General features: G+C 56.1%; 15 protein-coding genes. 2 read left to right on the top strand and 13 right to left on the bottom strand.

All coding sequences use genetic code 11. The features are described from left to right. Nucleotides 1-62: 62 nt before the first annotated feature. Nucleotides 63-641: an RNA polymerase sigma factor gene (locus tag HMPREF2857_RS10305; protein WP_049190882.1), complete on the top strand. Its 579-nt coding sequence runs from the start codon at nt 63-65 to the stop codon at nt 639-641. A 59-nt stretch (nt 642-700) separates the two neighbouring features. On the opposite strand, the gene HMPREF2857_RS10310 is transcribed toward HMPREF2857_RS10305, so the two are convergent. The 5 genes from HMPREF2857_RS10310 to HMPREF2857_RS10330 all read right to left on the bottom strand — a co-directional run bounded on the left by HMPREF2857_RS10310 (nt 701) and on the right by HMPREF2857_RS10330 (nt 3566). Further along, nucleotides 701-1252, bottom strand: coding sequence for a hypothetical protein (locus tag HMPREF2857_RS10310; protein ID WP_049190884.1), 552 nt, complete (start codon nt 1250-1252; stop codon nt 701-703). Beyond that, nucleotides 1249-1704 (bottom strand): hypothetical protein, encoded by a 456-nt coding sequence (locus tag HMPREF2857_RS10315; RefSeq protein WP_049190887.1) that lies wholly within the window; start codon nt 1702-1704, stop codon nt 1249-1251. The genes HMPREF2857_RS10310 and HMPREF2857_RS10315 overlap by 4 nt, the downstream gene beginning before the upstream one ends. Further along, nucleotides 1691-2779: an Asp23/Gls24 family envelope stress response protein gene (locus HMPREF2857_RS10320; protein ID WP_049190890.1), complete on the bottom strand. Its 1089-nt coding sequence runs from the start codon at nt 2777-2779 to the stop codon at nt 1691-1693. The genes HMPREF2857_RS10315 and HMPREF2857_RS10320 overlap by 14 nt, the downstream gene beginning before the upstream one ends. After that, the gene (locus tag HMPREF2857_RS10325) at nt 2776-2973 is read right to left on the bottom strand and encodes a hypothetical protein (protein ID WP_016421903.1); all 198 of its coding nucleotides are present in this window, start codon (nt 2971-2973) and stop codon (nt 2776-2778) included. The genes HMPREF2857_RS10320 and HMPREF2857_RS10325 overlap by 4 nt, the downstream gene beginning before the upstream one ends. A 65-nt stretch (nt 2974-3038) precedes the next feature. Next, entirely contained in the window at nt 3039-3566 is a 528-nt protein-coding gene (locus HMPREF2857_RS10330) for an Asp23/Gls24 family envelope stress response protein (protein WP_016421902.1), read from the bottom strand. Between the two features lie 812 nt (nt 3567-4378). On the opposite strand from HMPREF2857_RS10330, the gene HMPREF2857_RS11005 reads away from it, so the two are divergent. Then, nucleotides 4379-5011: a trypsin-like serine protease gene (locus tag HMPREF2857_RS11005; RefSeq protein ID WP_080969619.1), complete on the top strand. Its 633-nt coding sequence runs from the start codon at nt 4379-4381 to the stop codon at nt 5009-5011. A gap of 107 nt (nt 5012-5118) precedes the next feature. On the opposite strand, the gene HMPREF2857_RS10335 is transcribed toward HMPREF2857_RS11005, so the two are convergent. From HMPREF2857_RS10335 to HMPREF2857_RS10370, 8 genes are all read right to left on the bottom strand, one after another. Further along, nucleotides 5119-8358, bottom strand: a complete 3240-nt coding sequence (locus tag HMPREF2857_RS10335; RefSeq protein WP_083310563.1) for an LPXTG cell wall anchor domain-containing protein — start codon at nt 8356-8358, stop codon at nt 5119-5121. Next, a complete protein-coding gene (locus HMPREF2857_RS11215) occupies nt 8358-9278 on the bottom strand; it encodes an isopeptide-forming domain-containing protein (RefSeq protein ID WP_070644181.1) in 921 nt (306 codons plus the stop codon). The genes HMPREF2857_RS10335 and HMPREF2857_RS11215 overlap by 1 nt, the downstream gene beginning before the upstream one ends. Further along, on the bottom strand, nt 9271-10284 hold the full coding sequence (locus HMPREF2857_RS10345; RefSeq protein ID WP_246819698.1) for a class C sortase: 1014 nt from the start codon (nt 10282-10284) through the stop codon (nt 9271-9273). The genes HMPREF2857_RS11215 and HMPREF2857_RS10345 overlap by 8 nt, the downstream gene beginning before the upstream one ends. Before the next feature lie 237 nt (nt 10285-10521). Then, complete coding sequence (locus HMPREF2857_RS10350; RefSeq protein ID WP_070644184.1) at nt 10522-12156, bottom strand: SpaH/EbpB family LPXTG-anchored major pilin; 1635 nt, start codon at nt 12154-12156, stop codon at nt 10522-10524. A 669-nt stretch (nt 12157-12825) separates the two neighbouring features. Then, nucleotides 12826-13185: a hypothetical protein gene (locus tag HMPREF2857_RS10355; protein ID WP_005511660.1), complete on the bottom strand. Its 360-nt coding sequence runs from the start codon at nt 13183-13185 to the stop codon at nt 12826-12828. A 175-nt stretch (nt 13186-13360) separates the two neighbouring features. Then, nucleotides 13361-14116, bottom strand: coding sequence for a class F sortase (locus HMPREF2857_RS10360; RefSeq protein WP_070644186.1), 756 nt, complete (start codon nt 14114-14116; stop codon nt 13361-13363). 9 nt (nt 14117-14125) lie between these two features. Further along, nucleotides 14126-17128, bottom strand: coding sequence for a VaFE repeat-containing surface-anchored protein (locus HMPREF2857_RS11220; RefSeq protein WP_070644188.1), 3003 nt, complete (start codon nt 17126-17128; stop codon nt 14126-14128). Between the two features lie 928 nt (nt 17129-18056). Further along, entirely contained in the window at nt 18057-18704 is a 648-nt protein-coding gene (locus tag HMPREF2857_RS10370) for a hypothetical protein (protein WP_070644190.1), read from the bottom strand. Nucleotides 18705-19039 lie beyond the last annotated feature (335 nt).

Consider the following 19039-nt stretch of genomic DNA (forward strand, 5'->3'; position numbering starts at 1 on the left):
CAGGTGAGGCCACGTGCAGCCAGGCGAATTATCTTTAGGTTTTAAGTTGCTAAGCTATTGCCATGACTCCTGCACGCCTCGTCTCTAATGACGAATACATCACGCAGCTGGCGCTGAAAGCCGGTCGCGGTGATCAGGCTGCGCTGACGGAGTTTGTGCGGCTGACGCAGAAGGACGTGTGGCGTCTGGTCGCACATCTGGGCGGCGTTGATGCTGCGGATGATTTAACGCAGGAGACGTATCTGCGTGTCATGGGGGCACTTCCCCGCTTTGCGGCGCGTTCTTCTGCCCGCACCTGGCTGTTGTCGCTGGCCCGGCGCGTGTGGGTGGATTCGGTCCGCCATGATTCGGCGCGCCCGAAGAAGTCTGCGGTGGAAGTGGAAAATGCTGCCGAGCAGTTTACGACCAGCGAGTCGTGGTCAGAGCTCGCTGACGCTCGCGTGCTGCTGGAGCAGCTGCCGGAGGAACGCCGCGAGGCACTCATTCTGACGCAGGTGCTGGGTTACTCCTACGCGGAAGCCGCGGAAATCGCAGGTTGTCGCGTGGGCACTATTCGCTCCCGTGTCGCCCGTGCGCGCCGCGATTTGGTTGCTGCGCTTGACGACGGCGACAGTGCCAGCGGCGACTCTGCAGCTGTTTAGACCCGCTCCGGCCAGGGGACGTAGCTAGCCGTTGTAGGTTGTCTCTCCCGCGAGGCTAACTAACGGTCCAGTTCGATTTTGTAGGTCGAGGCGATATCCGCATGGCCGAGGGCATCACGCATTTCACGCTCCGCGTTTTTCAGGGCAGCTACAACAGCGGGGAGGCTCGCCTGCGGTGGCATTGCCACAGTCACTTCCAAGGTGGGTATTCCATTATCCCGGTAGACCCGTGAATCCGCCTGGTTGATGTGGGCGTTGCGCTCTAAATCGGTGCACACCGCATCGGCAACATCGGCGACCGGCAGCGAAATCTCTCCTAACTTTTCCTGTGATTCTGATGCGGAAACCGTGCTGAACCGGTGCGATCGCAGATTAGCGACCACCAAGCTGCAGCCGACCACCGCTAGAATCGCTGTGATTACACCGAGGACGGGAACATACCAGCTTTGCTCAGGTATTTTTTCCCAGGATTCCATCCGCCCGGTGTCGTGAAGCCACTGTGCAGGAGCGACATCGAAGTAGCTAGCAATTGCCCATGTTGCTACCAGTAGTAACAGCGCTGAGAAGAGGAACAACACAATTCGGTCGAATACGCTTACTGATGTTTTCACTTGTCATCACCTTCGTATCCGCCGTGAGTTCCGGAAGCCAGTGCCGCGCCATTCTGGATTTCTTGGTAGTCAGACTTATGCATCCAAACTGGCAGGTTGCCATCGTCATCGACGCGTACATACCGGCGCGGGGCGGGAAGAAACACCGCTATGAGCTGTCCCAGCCCATAGATTGCAGCGAGGATTCCGACGAGGAGCAACACCCATGACGCGGCTGAGCCCTGTGGGTTGCTGAACCAGTCGAATACCGGTTGTAACCATGAGGTGTCACCTGAGCTATTGGCGCTAATGATTGCTTCTCTACCTGCGACTATGGCCGCTGCAATCATCAACAGACCGGCGAAAACTCCCAGCCCGCGGATCTTTGGTGATTGACGCGGGTCACGTCCCTGGCGAGTTTCTACTGACTCGTCCGAGACCACCGCGGCCGATGACATCTCAGTCGGCGTCATAGGGTGTCACCTCAATCTTTTTCAGTGGGCGCGGCTCTGGCGTGCTTACCACCACGGTACGTGGTTGTGGCACGGATACCGGGCGCAGCTGCTCCTGTCGCGGTGCGCGAACTTGTTTCAACCGGGTTGGACGCGGCACTTTAACCGGCCGCAATAGCGCTGGTCGTGGCGCCTTAACGCTAATTGTGCGTGGCGACGGCACTCGTACCGGACGCAGCTTTGGTTGCCGAGGGACACTCACCTGCACCAAGGACGTCGGCTTTGGTGCTGCGACTTTTCGCAGCTGTATTGGCCGTGGAGTTGGTGTGCGACGCACCTGTACCGGCTTCGGCGCCGAGGTGCGAGTCACTGGCAGCGGCGGTGGTGCAACAATGCGTCGGGCTGGTTGCGGCTTCGGTGCCTTAATAGCCACAGCTGGTTGCGGCTTCGGCGGCGTGATGAAGCGCACCGATTGTGGAGCAGGCGCTGGGACACTGCGTACTCGTTCTGGACGCGGCGGAGTAATGCTGCGTACCGGCTGCGGTGCCACCGGAGTAATGCTGCGCACTGGCTGAGGCTGCGGTACTGAAATATTGCGTACCGGCTGCGGCGTCGGTACAGCGATGGACTGCACTTCTGGGACCCACCGCACCTGTGGGGCGGCTACTGCCTGCTGATTCACCCGGACAGGTGTCAGCTGCGGGTGATCCGAAAAGTGCGCCAAGTCCTCTCTGGTGACACGCACGTGCCCGGGTTCGACGCTGTCGATGTCAACATCGACGGTGACATTTTCAAGACCGGCCATGTCCGTGAGCCAAGTTGCGACGCTGGAACGAATGCGCACCGCAATTTCCGCTGTCGGCGCCGGCCATGATGCAACGGCGCGAACTGCGACTCGAACTGCACTAACGGCATTGGTCGTGGCAGAACTAGGGGCAATCGCACTATCGATAGAGACAATTGGATAGTCGCGCCCTAGCACACGGGATTGGTCGAGGGTGCCGGGAACCGCGCGCACGGCCATCTCTACGATGCGGCGGATTGCCTTTTCGCTTACGACGGTGGTGCCACGCGTTGCTGGAACGTGGATAGTCACCGTCGGCGGCCTCCTCGGTTGAACTTACGGTTGAGTTCGGGCGCATCGATTTTGCCATCGAGTACCGCACCGGCTGCACCGGCCAGAACTCCGAAGGCAATAACCGCAAGAAAACCCGTGAAACCACCAATCATTGCGGCGAAGCACAGGACAACGGCAATCGTCGCGAAGGTCTTTGTGTAATTATCGAACATGAAATTCCCCTTTATACGGGCCTAACTACCCATCCTGCCCTGCTCCGACGCGCAATAGTTGTCAACTACTGGACGCGTGGCTGTTCCTTGGGCTCGTTAGCAGCCGCGATGGCCTTGCGCTGCTCTTCGCGCTGCTTAGCGGCCTCTTCTTCGCGCTCCTGCGGGGTCTGGTAGTCGGTGTGAACATCGGAAACATCGACATTGACTTCAGTGACCTCGAGGCCGGTCATACGCTCAACGGAGCTAATGACGTTCTGACGGATAGCCTCAGCCAGTTCATGGATGGCAACGCCGTACTCGGCAATGATGGTGACGTCGACTGCAGCCTGGCGCTCGCCGACCTCAACAGCAATTCCCTGGGATACGTTGGCGCTGCCGCCGGAAACAAACTCACGGACGGAGCCAGCGAAGCGATCCATGCCGCCGCCAAGGTCATAGACACCGGAGACCTCGCGGGTAGCGATACCGGCAATCTTGGAGACGACGCTGTCGTCGATAGAAGTGTGGCCGTGGCCGGTTCCCTTATTCGCGGAGTCCGAGCCAGCCTGAGTTGCCGGGGTGTTCTTAGCAGTGTTCTTTGCATTGTCAGCCATGATGTGCCGTTCCTGTTCTCAGTGTTGTAGACGAAATGTCTGGACAATGCCGATGCTATAGCCGCCACAGGCAATCTGCAGTGCGGCTAGGAGTACATGACTGCGAGAGAGCCCCTCCAGCAGGGATTTCGTTATGAAAGTCTTTTAGAAAACTGGATTACAGACTTGATGTGCTTTTCTTCCCCGCCATCACGGAGAGCGCTGTAATTTCTAGATTATCCCTGCTTGGCGGCAGGATATGACCTCTCATTTCCCGTTCTGACATCACGAACGAACCCCACGTGCCAGCCGTTTGCTAACAAATTCGACAACTTTGTATAACGAGTGGCAACTTACAGCGAGATTCCACGTTTAAGCGGTGTGTTAATGCCGACCACGATCGAAACTCGTGCGCACCGCGATTTGGTTGCCGCGCTTGACGACGGCGACAGCGCCAGCGGCAACTCTGCAGCTGTTTAGCCCCACTCCCCAATGGGCGTTGGCCTTTCTTCTACCCCATTTTTAGAACGCTACCGCACATGATTGATCACTTGAGCGTAGGTTCTGTCTTAACTGATAGGTTTATATATTTCCTTATATTCGCGATACGAAACGGGTATATGAACTGCCCGACACGCATACGTTCCATCTTTTTCGACGAGATTAGCTTTGTTTTTACGCATCTTTGGGATGATTGGACGCTTACTTTGCGCGTTCGTATTCGCCCTCTAGGAACCACAGCCTGAGGAAATGCTTTTCAATGCGCGACCTGAAAACGCCACAACCAGTTTTTGGGCCGCCACCGACCAACTCACTGAGGAGCAGATTTCCCCATGAATAGACCTTCATGGATTTTCACTGTCACTGCCGTTATCACCGCTACAACCGGACTACCGGCCTACGCGGCCACCATCAACCAAGGCGATCCAGTTGTCATCGTTCACGCTAATGGACCACAGGCTAGTGTCTGTACAGCCGGCTATGTCGACAAAACCAATTCGCAAATCTACACTGCAGGTCATTGTGGACAAGACGGAGACACAGTGACGGATGGGACCTTTCAGAAAATTGGAGTATTCCAACCGTCTCCCACCTATGACCATTCACTAGATACAGGAAACGACATTGGAGTTGTCTCGCTTGATGACCCCGCTACTGCCGGTGAGAATTCGTATTCAGGCGATTCGACTCTATCCCCCACAGATGTTCAAACTGGCGAGACAGTCTGCATATACGGAAACACTACGGGGAGAGTTTCCTGCGGTTTAGCCGCTGATCGCGAGGCATACCAAATCGAGGACAACGCTCTACAGGTTCAGAACGTACACGCTCAACGAGGCGATTCCGGTGGCCCTGTATGGGTTCCGGAAAAAGGCGCTGTCGGCGTTGTATCGACTACCTGGAACATCATCGATGGGAACGGGCAGCAGCTTGGTTCCTATATCACCGCTAACTCACCCTGGTAAAAGGGCTTTGTTTGCGTAGGGCTTCCTGATGGGTGGGACGCGAGTCTTGTTCTTTGTGCTGCCCAATGGGTTCTGTGCAGGCGACTGCACAGAACCCATTCTTGTTATTAGGACTGCTGGCGGCGAGTCCAGAACCAACCGCAGCTTGCGACTACCGCACCAAACAGTGTCCAGAGAAGAACTCCGTTTCCGCCGGTCTTTGGCAGCTTACCGGTCTTGGTGTCGGTCACCTGCATGATCATGAGTTCGCCGGAGCCTTCGGCCTTGATAAGCGGGCTGCTGCCACCTACCACTGAGACGGTGTACTCCTTGGTCTCCTGGTCAATTGAGATTTCAAAAGCTACTGGCTCTGGCAGCAGGCTAAGTCCTGCCGGTGCCATCGTTTCTACAAGGTAGAAAGTGCCAGTTTCAGTGATTTCAATTGACTTCTGAGCAGGCGTGATGGTGTAGACCGGTCCTCCACTGTAATCCGGCTGCCCACCAGCCGAGGGGTAGATATCGAAGGTTGCACCACCAAGTCCCGGTAGAATCTTGACTCCCTCACCATCGACGTACTCCGCCTTTTCCAAGGTCAGCTTGCCCGGCTTGGTGTCCGGCGCTTCGTAGTTATCGACGACACAGGAGACGGAAGACAGGACCTTATTGGATTCCGACATCTTTACGCGGAAACCGAACTCGCCCACATTTTCCACCTTGAGAGGTGAGGTTTTCCCGTCGCGGGTTTGAGTACATACGGCGTTGAAGTCACCGGTGGAATCCAAGGTGTCACCGCGGCGGAACAAAGTGAAGCCCTGCTTCTGTGTTTCAGTCAGAACCAGCGACTGCTCACGCTCGCTTTCAATGTTCCACGATGCAGTACCCTTGTCGGATTCAGAACCGGAGGTTACCTTCATCGACTGATGAACCAGCGGGCCATTACCAGAACCGATGACATTGTTATTTGCGGACAGTGTGAACTCCCAACCAGGGGCACCGTCTTCGAGAACCTTGCCGTTTTCATCGACAATCCTCTTCTTGACCTTCACTACACCGTTGCATCGTGTGGTTACGTCTTGGGCGATTGTTTTCATCTGTTCGGCAAGCTTGCTGTAGTTAGACACCCTCACCGTGTCATCAGTGCCCGAGATATCCTCGCCCATGGTCTTGACATCACGCGTACCGTAGGTCCACCTCGATTGATTGAGAGTGACCGTCTCTTGCCTCCCATTGGGTAGACGCTCATACACCTGCAGGGTCTGGCTGCCGGCCGCGTCGTACGCCATTTTCAGGTTCACCAAGATGTCGGTGCCGATGTAATTGGCGTGGCTAGCCTTCGGGTGGTCACTTCGAATTTTGTAGTACAAACCTGGACTTTGTCCCGGATCTGCTGTCCAGGCAATGCGCTTGGCGTCTTTGAGCACCAGATCATTCGTTACAACGGGGCGTTGGCTGCTTCGCCCGCCAAGAGTCAGGTCGACCATGAGCGGCACAACACGGGTACCGGCAGCTTTGAGTTCGTTGGATGCTTTGATTGCGTCGTTGAGAGCACTAGCCTGAACGAATTCACCACCGATGCCCTTGCTCTTGATTGTCGAGGAGGTCGTGGGCATACCATCAGTGATGAAGTACACCACGTCGTAGTCGTTATCCTTGACCTGCTTCAGGCCCGCTTCCCAGTTCGTAGCACTGTTATTTGCGTTATAGCTCCAGTTCTTAACTACGTCCTTTGCTCGCTGGACGCCCTGCTCCGACAGCATTGAAATATATGGTGGGTTCTGACCGTGTGTCGTTCCAGCCTGATTAGCCGGACCGCCACTTGCGAAGTTATAGATGCCGAGCTCGGCTGGGGTGCCCTGCAGGGAATCGATAAATGCATTCGCGGCCTTTTTAGATGCTTCGAAACCATCAGTATCTGCGTAACGGAGCGATGTCGAAAGGTCTGCTACTACGGCAATGCGCAGGCCACAACGCTGTGGCATCGGCGGGTTAGGGACTCGCCCATGCACCCACTTAGCTCCATCTGGTGGCGAAATAATCTCCGGTGGTTTTTGCTCGTCCTTTTTCTCTCCGTAGACATCCAGAGTGACCTTCAAATTCTTGTTCTGCGAGAGATTATTAGTGAAGGTGAATACCGCATCCTTCGGCACAACGGCAGAGTCAACCGGCTTGCCATTCTTTACCGGCACGACGTCCATAGTGATGAAGCCATTGCCAATATTGACGTTGCGCTTCTGCAAGGTGACACCTGGCTCGATCTGATCCAGGGTGAGATTGTACTTCTGCGGGTCCAAGAAGGTCGCGTCAGTCTCGATACGCACGGTTGCGTACTTCATGTGAGATTCCTCAGTCACCTTAGCCGTAAAGGCATTGGGCTTCTTCGGATCTACTGGGTCAGCTTTAACTGCAAACTCGTGGCCGATGGCATCAAAGTGACGCCCTTCGACAGCCGGTGGTTTGGGGTCTTCGGGAGAATCTGAGCAGTCTTTTACCTCACCGCTCAGGTTGAAAGTCCACTCAGTGCGTGCGTTCGGAGCGAGCTTAAACCCTGGCTGTGCCACCGCAGTGACCTTGACTGTACCCGGCTTGTTCTGCTCGTAGACGTGGGGGCCAGCCGGCTTCTTCTCTGCGTTGAGGTAGTAATCAACACCCTTGGTGTCCGGGATATTGATGTACGCCTTCTCCACGCACTCCGGTGCAGTCGCGGGGTCGACAAGGGTTGGATCCGCAGGTGTCACCGTTCCTGGCTCCGGCTCCGAATCCTCCGGCTCGGTGGGCTCAGTCGGATCTGTTGGCTCGGTCGGGTCAGTAGGATCGGTAGCTTCCGTCGGGTCAGTTGACGGGTCTGTTGGCTCACTTGGATCGGTGGGCTCAGTCGAACCTGCGGTAGTGCCGCGAAGAGTCAGAGATACGCTGCCCGTTGCTGTCTGGGCAGTGAAATCGGGTGTCAAGACAATTTTATCGCCCGCTTTGACCGTTTGGTTCAGCCCCTGATGCACAATCTCAAGTGGTGCTCGTCGAGTCGGACTACTTCTATCAAACTGTGGCGTGACTGTCTTCCCATTAATTGCCAGGCTATACCCCTGGAGCCAATCTGAACCGCCAACACTGAACTGGAGGCTGTCAATCGTCGCGTCACTATCAATGGTGAACTCGAATTCAGGATTTCCTGGATACGGTCGTGTCTTAATCTTCTTAAACTCATACTTCGGCGGGGTGGTCGGAATGACCTCCGTCTGCGCCTGCGCCTGCGGCACGGTGGGAGCAAAAGCCTGACCGCTGACAACGAGAGCTACCGCTAGCAAAGCAGCCAAGAACATGCGAAGCGTAGTTCGCATTGAATCCGGCAAGCGGAATGTTGTCGAAAACATTAGTTCTTCCCACTTTCTGAGTTCTTCTTGCTAGCAGCGATAATGACGAATCCTCCACCAATCAGGGCTGCGGCGAGAGCTACCAGCCCTGCCACCTGTACACCGGTAAGCGCCAGCGAGCCGGAACTTCCGCTGCTTCCGGAGCTCGACGAGGATCCAGAAGAGTCCGAAGGTGTCGAGGTCCCCGGCTCATCAGGTGGCGTGGAGGTAGTCGACGGGGTCGTCGAGGTTCCCGGTTCACCCGGTGTTGTCGGCGTCGTTGGCGGGGTCTTCGGCGGAGTCGATGTGCCCGGCGTCGTCGGTGGAGTTCCCGGGGGCGTCGTCGGAGGGGTCTTCGGCGGAGTCGTTGGAGGTGTCGACGGTGGTGGTGTCTCCCCCGGCTTATGCGACTTCGCCACAATGACGCCCTCTACCGGCGTGGAGTCATAGCCCGCACCGTAGAACGGCACCGATACCAAGAAGGGGTTAATCTCCCGGTAACTGTCGTTCGGAGCCGTCGAGGTCACAAGGTAAATACCCTCCGGCAGGTCACTGAATTTAACAGAGCCGTTTTCGTCAGTGACCTGGCTGAAGTGGAGGTCTTTCGGCCACTCGGCAAGCTCAGCTGCGGTGGCGTTTTCCACCTTCTCGCGGTCCTGCTGGCTCGCCGGCGAGATTCCCTTGAGACGTTCCAGATGAATGGTCACGCCAGAAATAGAGCCCGATGCCGACGAATTATCATCGTCCGGGTTTCCTGGGCTCAAGGTAATTCGCACAATGTCAGTGCCGCTCGTTGCTGAAACGCCCGGAGCGTCCACGCGTCCAACAATCCTGGCCGCGTTGGCGTCATTCGCGCCGATTGCACCCATCACTGCAACCAGAGCGCAGGCAGCTAAGAACGCAGCTATCCGGTTCCAGGTGGATGTCAAATATTTATTCATTGTCGTTTTCCCACCACGAAGTGTTGTTATTATCCTCGGACGCTGATTCGCTGCCGTCAGCGAGTTCATCGCTGTCTGCGTCGCCATCAGCAGTCTCGACGTCCGCGTTCTCGGCGTCGTCGTCAAGCTCTTCGTCGGCGTCGAGGCGTTGGCGCCAGAGCCACCACGCAAAGCCTGTGCCAAGCACAAACACCGCTACGAGCAGGGCGTACATCCACCACTGCCATCCAGCTCCGTGCGTTTGGTCGAAGACATTGCTTTCCGACGGATCCATCGGCACTTGGTGCCCACGCACTAGCAGACGATGCGTGTTGATTCCGTAAGGGGTGCAAGTGATGAGGGTGATGTAGTCCTGGCCTTCAATGGGACGAAGATCGTCGGTCTCATGCGGAAGTACGACCTTGATTTGATCAATCTCGTACTTCAGCTTGTGACCTGCGACCTGAATATAGAAGGCGTCTCCCTCTTTTGCTTTCCGCAGGTTATCGAAGAGCGTTACGTTAGTAAGTCCGGTATGACCGGTAATGATGGAGTGGGTTCCAGCACCGCCGACTGGAAGATCGGATCCGTATAGGTGTCCGAGCCCCTTGGCGAGCACCTCATCGCTAGTGCCGTGGTAGATCGGCAGGTCGGCCTTAATCTCTGGGAAGATTAGACGCGCCATCACGTCGGTAGCGTTTAGCTGGTCGAGATAAGCGGCGTACTCGGGGTTGTGGTCATTAATTTCGTTAAGCCACGGGTCCAGAATCGGGCCGGTGGTGTGGCGCTCATTGTAAGAATGAGCGCGTTCCCACTGTTCATCTTTAACTTCTTGGGGTACGGACTTTTCCAGCTTGGCGAACTCCTTGGCCGCCTTAGAGGTGCCGTAGTTGTTCAATGCCGTGGAGACAACCGGGTACAGCATCACAAGCAAGCCCACAATCACCAGAATTGCGGGGAGAACCATGCTGTTCTTTTTCGCCTGATCAGGCTGTTCAGGCCGCTCAGCTGATGCGTCCCGCGTCAGAGTCGACGCAGAGTGTTTACCCACGGAGGAACTCCCAAGAAGTCAATCAAAAAGGGATGTGGCCTTTCTCTTTCTCACAGGCATGGGGATGCCTGCTGTTGAAAAAGAGCACATCGAAAGGCCGCAACAGTAATTTCAGTGATGCGCAAACTACAGGAATGGCGTGCGCTGTTGAACGCACGCTATTCCCTCAACACTGGAGCTAAAGCGCTCCAGTGACCGAGCCTTTACTCGGATTTAGTTCTTGGAACCGCGGCGGGCGAACCATGCACCAGCTGCGACGATAGCTGCACCGATAGCAGCCAGGATGCCGACACCGGCACCACCGGTCATCGGCAGGTTCGGGGTGGGGTCGTCGGAGTTAACAACCTCGCCTGGGTTAGCGCCGACCTGGACGGAAGCCAGCTGGTAGACGCGCTCCGGGTCAGTCGAGGTAGCAACCAGCTTGAACTCGAGTGCCTCCGGCAGCAGCTCCTTACCCTTCGGAGCCTTGGTCTCAATCAGGCAGTAGTGGGACTGTTCGCCCTGGACAACCTCAGCATTGTCTTCGAAGTCGTTGACGTGAAGACCCGTGATCTTGACGATACCGTCCTGACCAGAGACGAAGGTGGTCTTAACCTCGCCACCCTGCTGACCGTTCACCGGAGTCCAGGAGTCCTTCTTGGTGGTGTCAATGTCGGAGCACTTCTGGCCAGCAGCCTGGCGGACAATCTGGAACTCGGCACCATCCAGGCCGTTGCGGTCGCCATCGACCTTCTTGAACTGCAGGCCACCCCAGTAGGTCTTGACCTCTGGAGTCTTCTTCGGAGTGCTGTTCTCGGAACCGTCCGGGTTGTTCTGGAAGACCAAACCGGTGTTCGGCGCGATGTCGGTGTCCTTCGCGAATTCAGCCTTCAGCTTGGTGGTGATGGTAACGACCACCTTGTCACCGGCACTAAGCGACTTAGCAGTTTCCTTATTCAGGTCAACATCGACCTTGTTGCCCTCGAAGAACTTGCCGTCCTTGTCGTTGCCTTCGGACAGAACCTGCTCCGTACCATCGCCCTTGACAATCTTGACGTCAACCTTGGTGATTTCCAGCTTCGGGTCAATCTCGTCAGTGATCTGGAACTGGGTACGCTCCGTGTTCGGCTTCAGCTGGCGAGCAGTACCGGTCACGGTGTAGACCAGGTTTTCGTCGCCGGCGTTCTGGTCCTTGTCCTTGACGGTCTTGGTCGGCTCTTCGTCCTTGTAGTTCTTCGGGAATGCGTGAACGTCGTAGTTCCAGGTGGTGCCCTGAGTCTCGTCGCCTACCTTGCCGTTGCTGGTCATCGGAACGAAGGCGATGAACGGAACAGCCGGGTCATAGCCTTCCTTCGGGCCGGTCTCAACAACCAGGTAAGCACCGAGAGGCAGCTGCGTGCCAACGTTCCACTTGCCGTCCTGGTCGGTCGTGCCGGTTGCGACCTGCGTCAGGGTACCGTTGTCAATCAGAGCCTGAGTCGCCTGGGTACCAGTAGCGAACTCGCCAGCCTTCAGCTTCGAAGCAGCCAGCAGACCCTCGTTGGTGGTGACATCGATGGGGGTAGCGCCATCTGCAGTCTTGTTGATCTTGTAAACGGTGAAGCCGACACCTGCGAGCTTCTCGCCACCATTGGCAATAACGTCCTGGACGTCAGCTTCGGTACCAGACGGCTGACCTTCGCTGGTCGGGTTACCGAACTTATGAATGGTGAGCGAGCCCTTGGCGTCCTTATTTACCAGAGGGGAGTTGCCGGCAGCCTGGTTGACGGCAGTGTCCTGAGCGATTGCAGCCGGGGCGGAGACGCCCATCGACAGACCGACGATGGCAGCGAAGGTTACCGAGCGGGCGGTACGAGAGAACTTATTCACGAAAACAGGTCCTTTACAGAAGTCCAAAATGAAGCGACAGGCTTCAATACGTCTCGCGATTCACTCCAGACGGCGACACCAACGTTCCCCGACTTGCCAAAACTGAGATTTTCCTTAAGGGAAAGACCAGTCTGTCTAACCTTTTAAGCCTAAGCGTTATGAACTTTAACGTTTACTGGCTGAAACATTGCAGTTCAAGCCCATTGCTCGCTCAGTTAATAGCGCTCAGTGAACCGCTTATAAATAACTTAACTCGTTTCACTTCCAATCGATACCCGACGGTTACACACCGCCAAACCAAGCATCCGAGAAACCTACACAAACATAAGAATTGCAAGAGATTAATATCTTTTTATCGAGGTCACAGCGGTTTTTTCCAATCGCGGCCAAACCCCTCTCAATTCCCCACACAATCAAACCCACCCAAAAATGGGGGTAGGCAATTGCCCTATAGCGATGGCTCCTATGTCTAACCATTACCGCCGCAGAGCACGCCGGGAAAATGAGGACTTATCAACCTTCTTGTGTTTGCTGTCACAGCATCGTCGGTAAGCGAAAGCAAAAACCGTTTGAAGCAAAACGCCCCGCGGTGCACCACCCTGTGCTAGGACCTGTAAAGCACAGAGGCAGTAAGCGACACGGGGCGCGCTGTGGCGTCACAAGAGGCGTTTAGAGAACCGCCCAGTAGTGAACATCGTTGTAGCCGTTGAGCTTGAGGACGTCACCAATCTGATCGACCTTCTTCTTGCCCTCAGGGGTCATGCCATCCGGCATGATCTGCACGTCAGCGCTGTGATCGCCGGTGAAGGTGATGTTGACGTAGTCCTTGCCATCGCGGTGCTCAAGCTCGAAGACGTAGCGGTTGACGGCTAGCTTGCCCGAGTGGAGGAACCCACCCTTGCCCGGAGCGACAACTGCAGTGTCAGCAGAGTTTGCAGGTGCAGCTACTGCCTGTGCGGCAGTGGCAACCGGAGCGGCAAGCACGAGTGCGCCCACACCCCAGACACCGATTTTCTTCAACATGCTCATAGGTACTTCCTTATCTTCTGTGTTTCTGCAGGGTTTCTGCAGATTTGTTCTGTGTTTTTCTGCGACTGCCGGCGCCGCCGTTGTTCGACGGCGTTCAACAGCCACAGCCAATGAAATTGGTCAACTAGTTGAGGCTGAGCCCCAGCGCCCTAGTGCTCTGATCTAGCGCACTGGATTAGCGCACTGGAGTGGCCTCGACGATGATGTTGTCGGCGTAACCCAAGGTGCCGCCGACGAACTCGCCTCCGCAGGTGATGAGGACCAAGCGGTTCTCACCAACTGCGTCGTTGACAGCCTCGGGCATCTGGGTGCCCTTGACCACCTGGATTGGATCCTTGCTGACGGTGAAGTCTCGGCTTTCGCCATCTACCTTCACCGTGACAGTGTCACCAGCCTTCAGGTCAGCGAAACGTGCAGCGTAACCATCGCCCTGGTCCACCTCATTGACGTGGCCGGTAATGACGGACGATCCAGCAGCACCTTTCTCACCGGGAATCGCGGAGGCGGAATACCAGCCCAGGCGCGAAACGTCGGTCGGAGGAATCAGAGATCCCTGATCAGTCAGCTGAACGAAATCAATCGGAGCCGACTTACCGTCAATGAGCATCTCCATCTCGTGCACAGCTCCCCGAGAACCCTGTGCTGGAGTGGGCAGATTCTCTTGCGCACCTTCGAGCGCCGAATCATTGCGGTGCAGTTGGGCAATCACCAGCAGAGCGATAACGCCGATTAATGCGATAGCGGCGATATACACCCTTGGCTGCTTCCACCAAGGCACGTCCTGCAGGTCTTCGACTTGGCTGTCGGCCGGGTCTTCGGCCTGGTCAAACGGATCAACGTGGTCGAGTGCGCCAGTTTCGGTTTCCGGTTCGATGCCTGGTGTGTTTCCAGGTTCCTTGCCGGTCTCGTCCGAGCCAAACTGATCAGTCATGGAATCTCCTTAGTTGGTGGCTACCGTCGGCAGAGCGTGAGTAGCCAAACCGGTCGGGCCAGACGGAACCGAACTAATTGCACGTCGTTCCGAGTTCGGAGCCAACGGCTTTCCGTGGTTCTTCTGCTTATCCTGGCCAGTGCCACCGATGATGGTGACGTTGGTGTTGTTCTGCTCCGAGTGCTGATTAATCACAGTGGTCGGGGTGGCAGAGTCGCTGGTAGGTGCAGAGGAATCGTCGTTAGGCGTGTTCTGCTTGCCCTCATCCTTTGGATGCTCAGATGGCGTGTTCTCCGGGGTCTTGCCGTTCGTGACAGTCTGCTCCGCAGAGTTGATGTCCTTGTGGACAGCAACTTCCTTGCCATTGGCATCGGTCAGAGTCTCGAAGGCAACCTGAGAAGCGCAGTCGCCGTCGGTGATGATGATCGGAACATCAACCGTGCCGGCGGATGCCGTCGGCACAAAGTGCAGGCGGCTCCTAGCGCCAGTGGACTTGCCCGTCTCCTTGCACATCAGCTCACCGGTCAACGTGTACTTCGTGCCCGGCTTCAGGCCAGTGAAGTGCACGGTGTCGATGACGACAGCACCCTTCTCAACCAGACCCTTGCCGGCAATACCGGCAGTAGTCGTGATAGCTGGGTTGTCCTCAGATTGAGCTGGGGTGCTCGGGTGGTTCGGCTTGCTCGGCTTTTCCGGCTGAGCGGGCTTAGTCGGCTTGCTCGGCTTGCTCGGCTGAGCGGGCTTGCTCGGCTTGCTCGGCTTTTCCGGCTGAGCAGGCTTAGTCGGCTTGCTCGGCTTGCTCGGCTGAGCGGGCTTAGTCGGCTTGCTCGGCTTGCTCGGCTGAGCGGGCTTAGTCGGCTTGCTCGGCTTGCTCGGCTTTTCGGACTCGGACGTAGACGGAGTTGTCGTCTCAGACGGCTCTTCCGGCTGTGTCGTCTCCGGCTGCTCGGACGGCTCATCGTCGCTCGGCGTTGCCGGAACCGTGGACGTGGTCGGCTCAGTCGAGCTGGTCTCCGGTGCGGTCGTCTCCTCGGACGGAGTTTCGCTTTCCTCAGTCGGGGTGTCTTCCGGCTTCTCCGGAACGTCGCCGGTCACGGTCTGGCTAGCGTCGTTGATATCTGCGTGGTCAGCGATCTCATTGACCTGACCAGCGCTTTCCTTACCAGTCGAGTCGACCTCATCAGAGGTCAGGTGCTCGAATACGACAGCCTCGGCAACAGGAGTCTGAACAGAGTCAGACACCTCAAGAGTGACAGTCACAGTACCGCTTGCCGACGTCGGCTTGAACGTCGCCTCGCCATGACCAATCACAGAGCCATCAGCCTTATTAACAAGTTCACCGGAGAGGGTGTAGTTCTTACCAGGCACCAGGCCCTCGAAATGTACGGTGTCGACAACCTTGGCATTAGCCTCAATGCGGTTGCCCTGAAGCTCAGCTACCGTGCGTAGCTCCGGCTCCAGCGGCGTATCAGCGGGCTCGCTCGGCTTGGACGGTTCGGTAGTCTCAGTCGGCTCGCTCGGCTCCGTGGTCTGCGACTCAGTGCTGTCAGTCGGCTCGGTCGGTTCCGTCGGAGCGGCCGGCTTCGTGGACTCGGAGGTGTTAGGAGTAGTCGTCGAAGAGCTCGGCTGCTCTTCGCTTTCCGACGTCGTCGGAGTCTCAGACTCACTGGTCTCAGAAGTAGCGGTCTCGCTGGACGACGGCTCCGTTGTTTCTTCGGTCGTCTCCTCGGTCGTCTCTTCGCTCGTCGGGGTCTCTTCGGAGGTCGACGGCTGCTCCGGCTTTTCGCCGTGAACGGTCTGAGCTGCGTCGTTGATGTCCTCGTGGGTAGCGATTTCTACCCGCTGACCATCGGTGTTGTCCTGGCCATCGGCGGTGACCTCTGTCGAGGTCAGCTTTTCAAATGCAACAGCAGCGGATACCGGCTCATCTACATCATCGGAGACGGTAATCATGACGGCCTGCTCACCCGAAGAGGTCTCCGGAGTGAATTCGACGCTGCCGGTACCCAGGATGCGATCAGCATTGATCTTGTCCACCAGGGTGGCGTCCAGGCGGTAGTTCTTACCCGGAACAAGGTCGGTGAACTTCACGATGTCCTTAACCACAGCGCCCGCAACAATCTTGTTGCCGTTCAGGCGAGCCTGCGTGGAGATCGACGGCTTACGCGTCTTCGGCTTTTCTGGCTCAGACGGCTTGGTCGACTCGGACGGAGTCGTGGTCTCCGCAGGCGTGGTCGGAGTAGTCGGCTTCTCCGGCTCAGTCGGCTTTTCCGGCTCGGTTGGCTTCGTCGGCTCTGCCGGAACTTCACCGGAAGACGGAGTGACATTGTCAATCACAATGATGTCTTGTTTCTTACCATTGTTGAAAATGTAGCCAGTGCGGTTCGTACCGTCGACAGTGCCCTGACCGACGTTAGCCGGACCAGTGAGGTAGTCGTAGACAGCCTTCGTCGATGGGTTGTGAATGCCCTGGGAGAAGTCAATGTCATCGGAGAAGTGCCACAGAGCGAACTGAGTTGCGTTATTGGCGTCCAGCACATTCAGACGTCCTTTAACTCCAGCTGCCTTCCCCAGTTCATCCAAACCAACAGCTGGAGAACCGTGGTGCGCAATCCAGTTGAGCTTCCGGTATCGGTCAAAGTCGTTCCGCAGCTTGTTATTGGTATCTGTACTGCGCGAGAACTGACTGAAGTTCTGCACACGACCGGTGTCATAAAGATCACCGGCGACGCTGGCCTCAATGCAGTAACCCATTTTGTGGCTACCAAATGGAGTTGCAGCCTCGTCAAATGCCGCAATGAGTGGCCCAAAATCACGGACATTTCCATTGGCTTCAACACCCTTAACGGTTCCAGGAACACTCAGAATCTTCTGAATCGTCAGGGTTTCGCCAGTGTCTTCTGCATCCTGCGCATGCGCAATTATTGGAGATTTAGCGAAGAAAAGAGCGAGCACAGCCATGAAGCTAAATAGCGCCAACCAGCGCTTCTCGTTTGTAAAACGACCGAACATGAGCCCTCCCCCTTCCTTCGATTTCAGTGCGTTATACACCTTTCGCTACCTTTCCAGCCTTCAATGAACAATCAATGACCACGCATAAGCGTCTCCAGCCCCCATCACAGGTAGCCCAGTTGACATCGCCTTCTAATTCTCATTTATAGCGTTGGCCGCCCCCGAATATAACAAATACATTTTATGTTTGTTGAGCCATTTAATTGACACCCCTATTTCCCTTTATTTCAATGCCGATAATTGTTGTTTGGATATTTTTTCAGGGGTAGCCATATGGACAACGGACAAATACCAACATTCCACCTTCCTCTACGACGCCTAGCCATTCAGCCCAGATAAACCTCCATTACCTGCAGATATGAAGATTTTTCAATAAATTTCCACCCATTAATTCGGGTTGAAATGTCTCCCATGTCACGATTCTTATAATTGTGAGATAAGGCACAGCCGACACCCCACCCCCATCTAATGAAAATGCACCCCAATAATTTTCCGAACGCAATAATGACACCTCTGAGCCATTTGCAAAAACACCCCCTAGGCGCATTTAATAAGCCACATAATTGTGCGTTAATTGCGGCTGCGTAAATAATCGCCTCTCCACCCCCAGCCCTCTCCATCCGCAGTTAATAGACAAAAGTGGATCCGATTCAAGACATTCCAACAGATCACGTTATGTAAATCGCGCCCGAATAGAGGGCTGCAAGTGTGAAACTGTGCGAGTTTATGACACTTTCAAGCCATTTTTCGGGCCATTTTTGTCATAAACGCAGTCAGTAACTCGGATCGACCCAACGTCGCCAGCTAAAAACGCAAAAAGCGCCTCCCCACTCCACAGGAGTGAGAAGGCGCTCGTGCGCTGTTACGCGCTAAACGCCGCGCAAGCTAATTTCTGCGCAGTGCAGTGCCTAAATCTGCTTAGCCGGTCTTAGATAGCCTTTGCACCGGTGAGGTCCAGGTCGACTGGCAGGTTGTCACCCGCACCGTCCTCGGCCAGCAGGCCACCCTGGTTGTTGCCACCGGTCTGGGCACCCTGCTCCTGGCCGCCAGTCTGGAGGCCACCCTGGTTCTTACCGCCGGTCTGCATGCCCTGCTCCTGGCCGCCGGTCTGGAGACCGTTCTCGTTCTTACCGCCGGTCTGGAAACCCTGCTCCTGGCCGCCGTTCTGCAGCCCCTGGTCGCCACCGACGTTCTGCAGGCTCTGGTCCTGGCCACCGGTCTGGAAACCGGACTGGCGCTCACCAATCTGGCCCTTGTCGTTAACCTGGTCGCCGCCGACCTTGTCGCCCTTGTCCAGCTTGTCGCCGCCAATCTGGTCGCCGCCGTTCAGCTGGTCGCCGCCAGCGTTCTGGAGACCCTGGTTGCCGCCAACGTTCTGCAGAGCGTTGTCCTGATCGCCACCGACGTTCTGCAGACCCAGGTTGCCGCCCTCAGTCAGAGAGTGGAAGTTCGGGAACAGTGAGTCGACCTGAACCAGTGGGCCCTCCGGGAAGTTCACGTTGAACTCAGGTACCGGCAGCGGAGCCGGTGCTGGCAAGGAGGAAATCAGTTCGCAGATATTGCACAGGTTATCCATGATGATCCTTTAGAAAATGAAGTGTAGATAGATGGTGTGGCGCGATGCCCAGAGCTGAAGGTAAAGGGCTTCTCGCCTTCTCCTTTGCGGCCACTGCCGTGCTCACACGAAAACCGTACCGGTGATGAAAAACGGTCACAATATAGAAAATCGACGCACTTCAGCCAAGAAATTGGAAATAAAAAACGGCAAAATTTAACCTGCACTTTTGCCCAAACGTCGCATGTCACGGGTCACATTGCTAGCCTTTTGGTCACCCCAAACCAGGCTCGCCTTTTCCAGCAGAAAAGCCCCGGCACCTAATGAACTGCTCCCCATTAGTTGGACTGAGAAAT

It is taken from the genome of Corynebacterium sp. HMSC076C10, assembly GCF_001812455.1.
Lineage (GTDB): Bacteria > Actinomycetota > Actinomycetes > Mycobacteriales > Mycobacteriaceae > Corynebacterium > Corynebacterium jeikeium_D.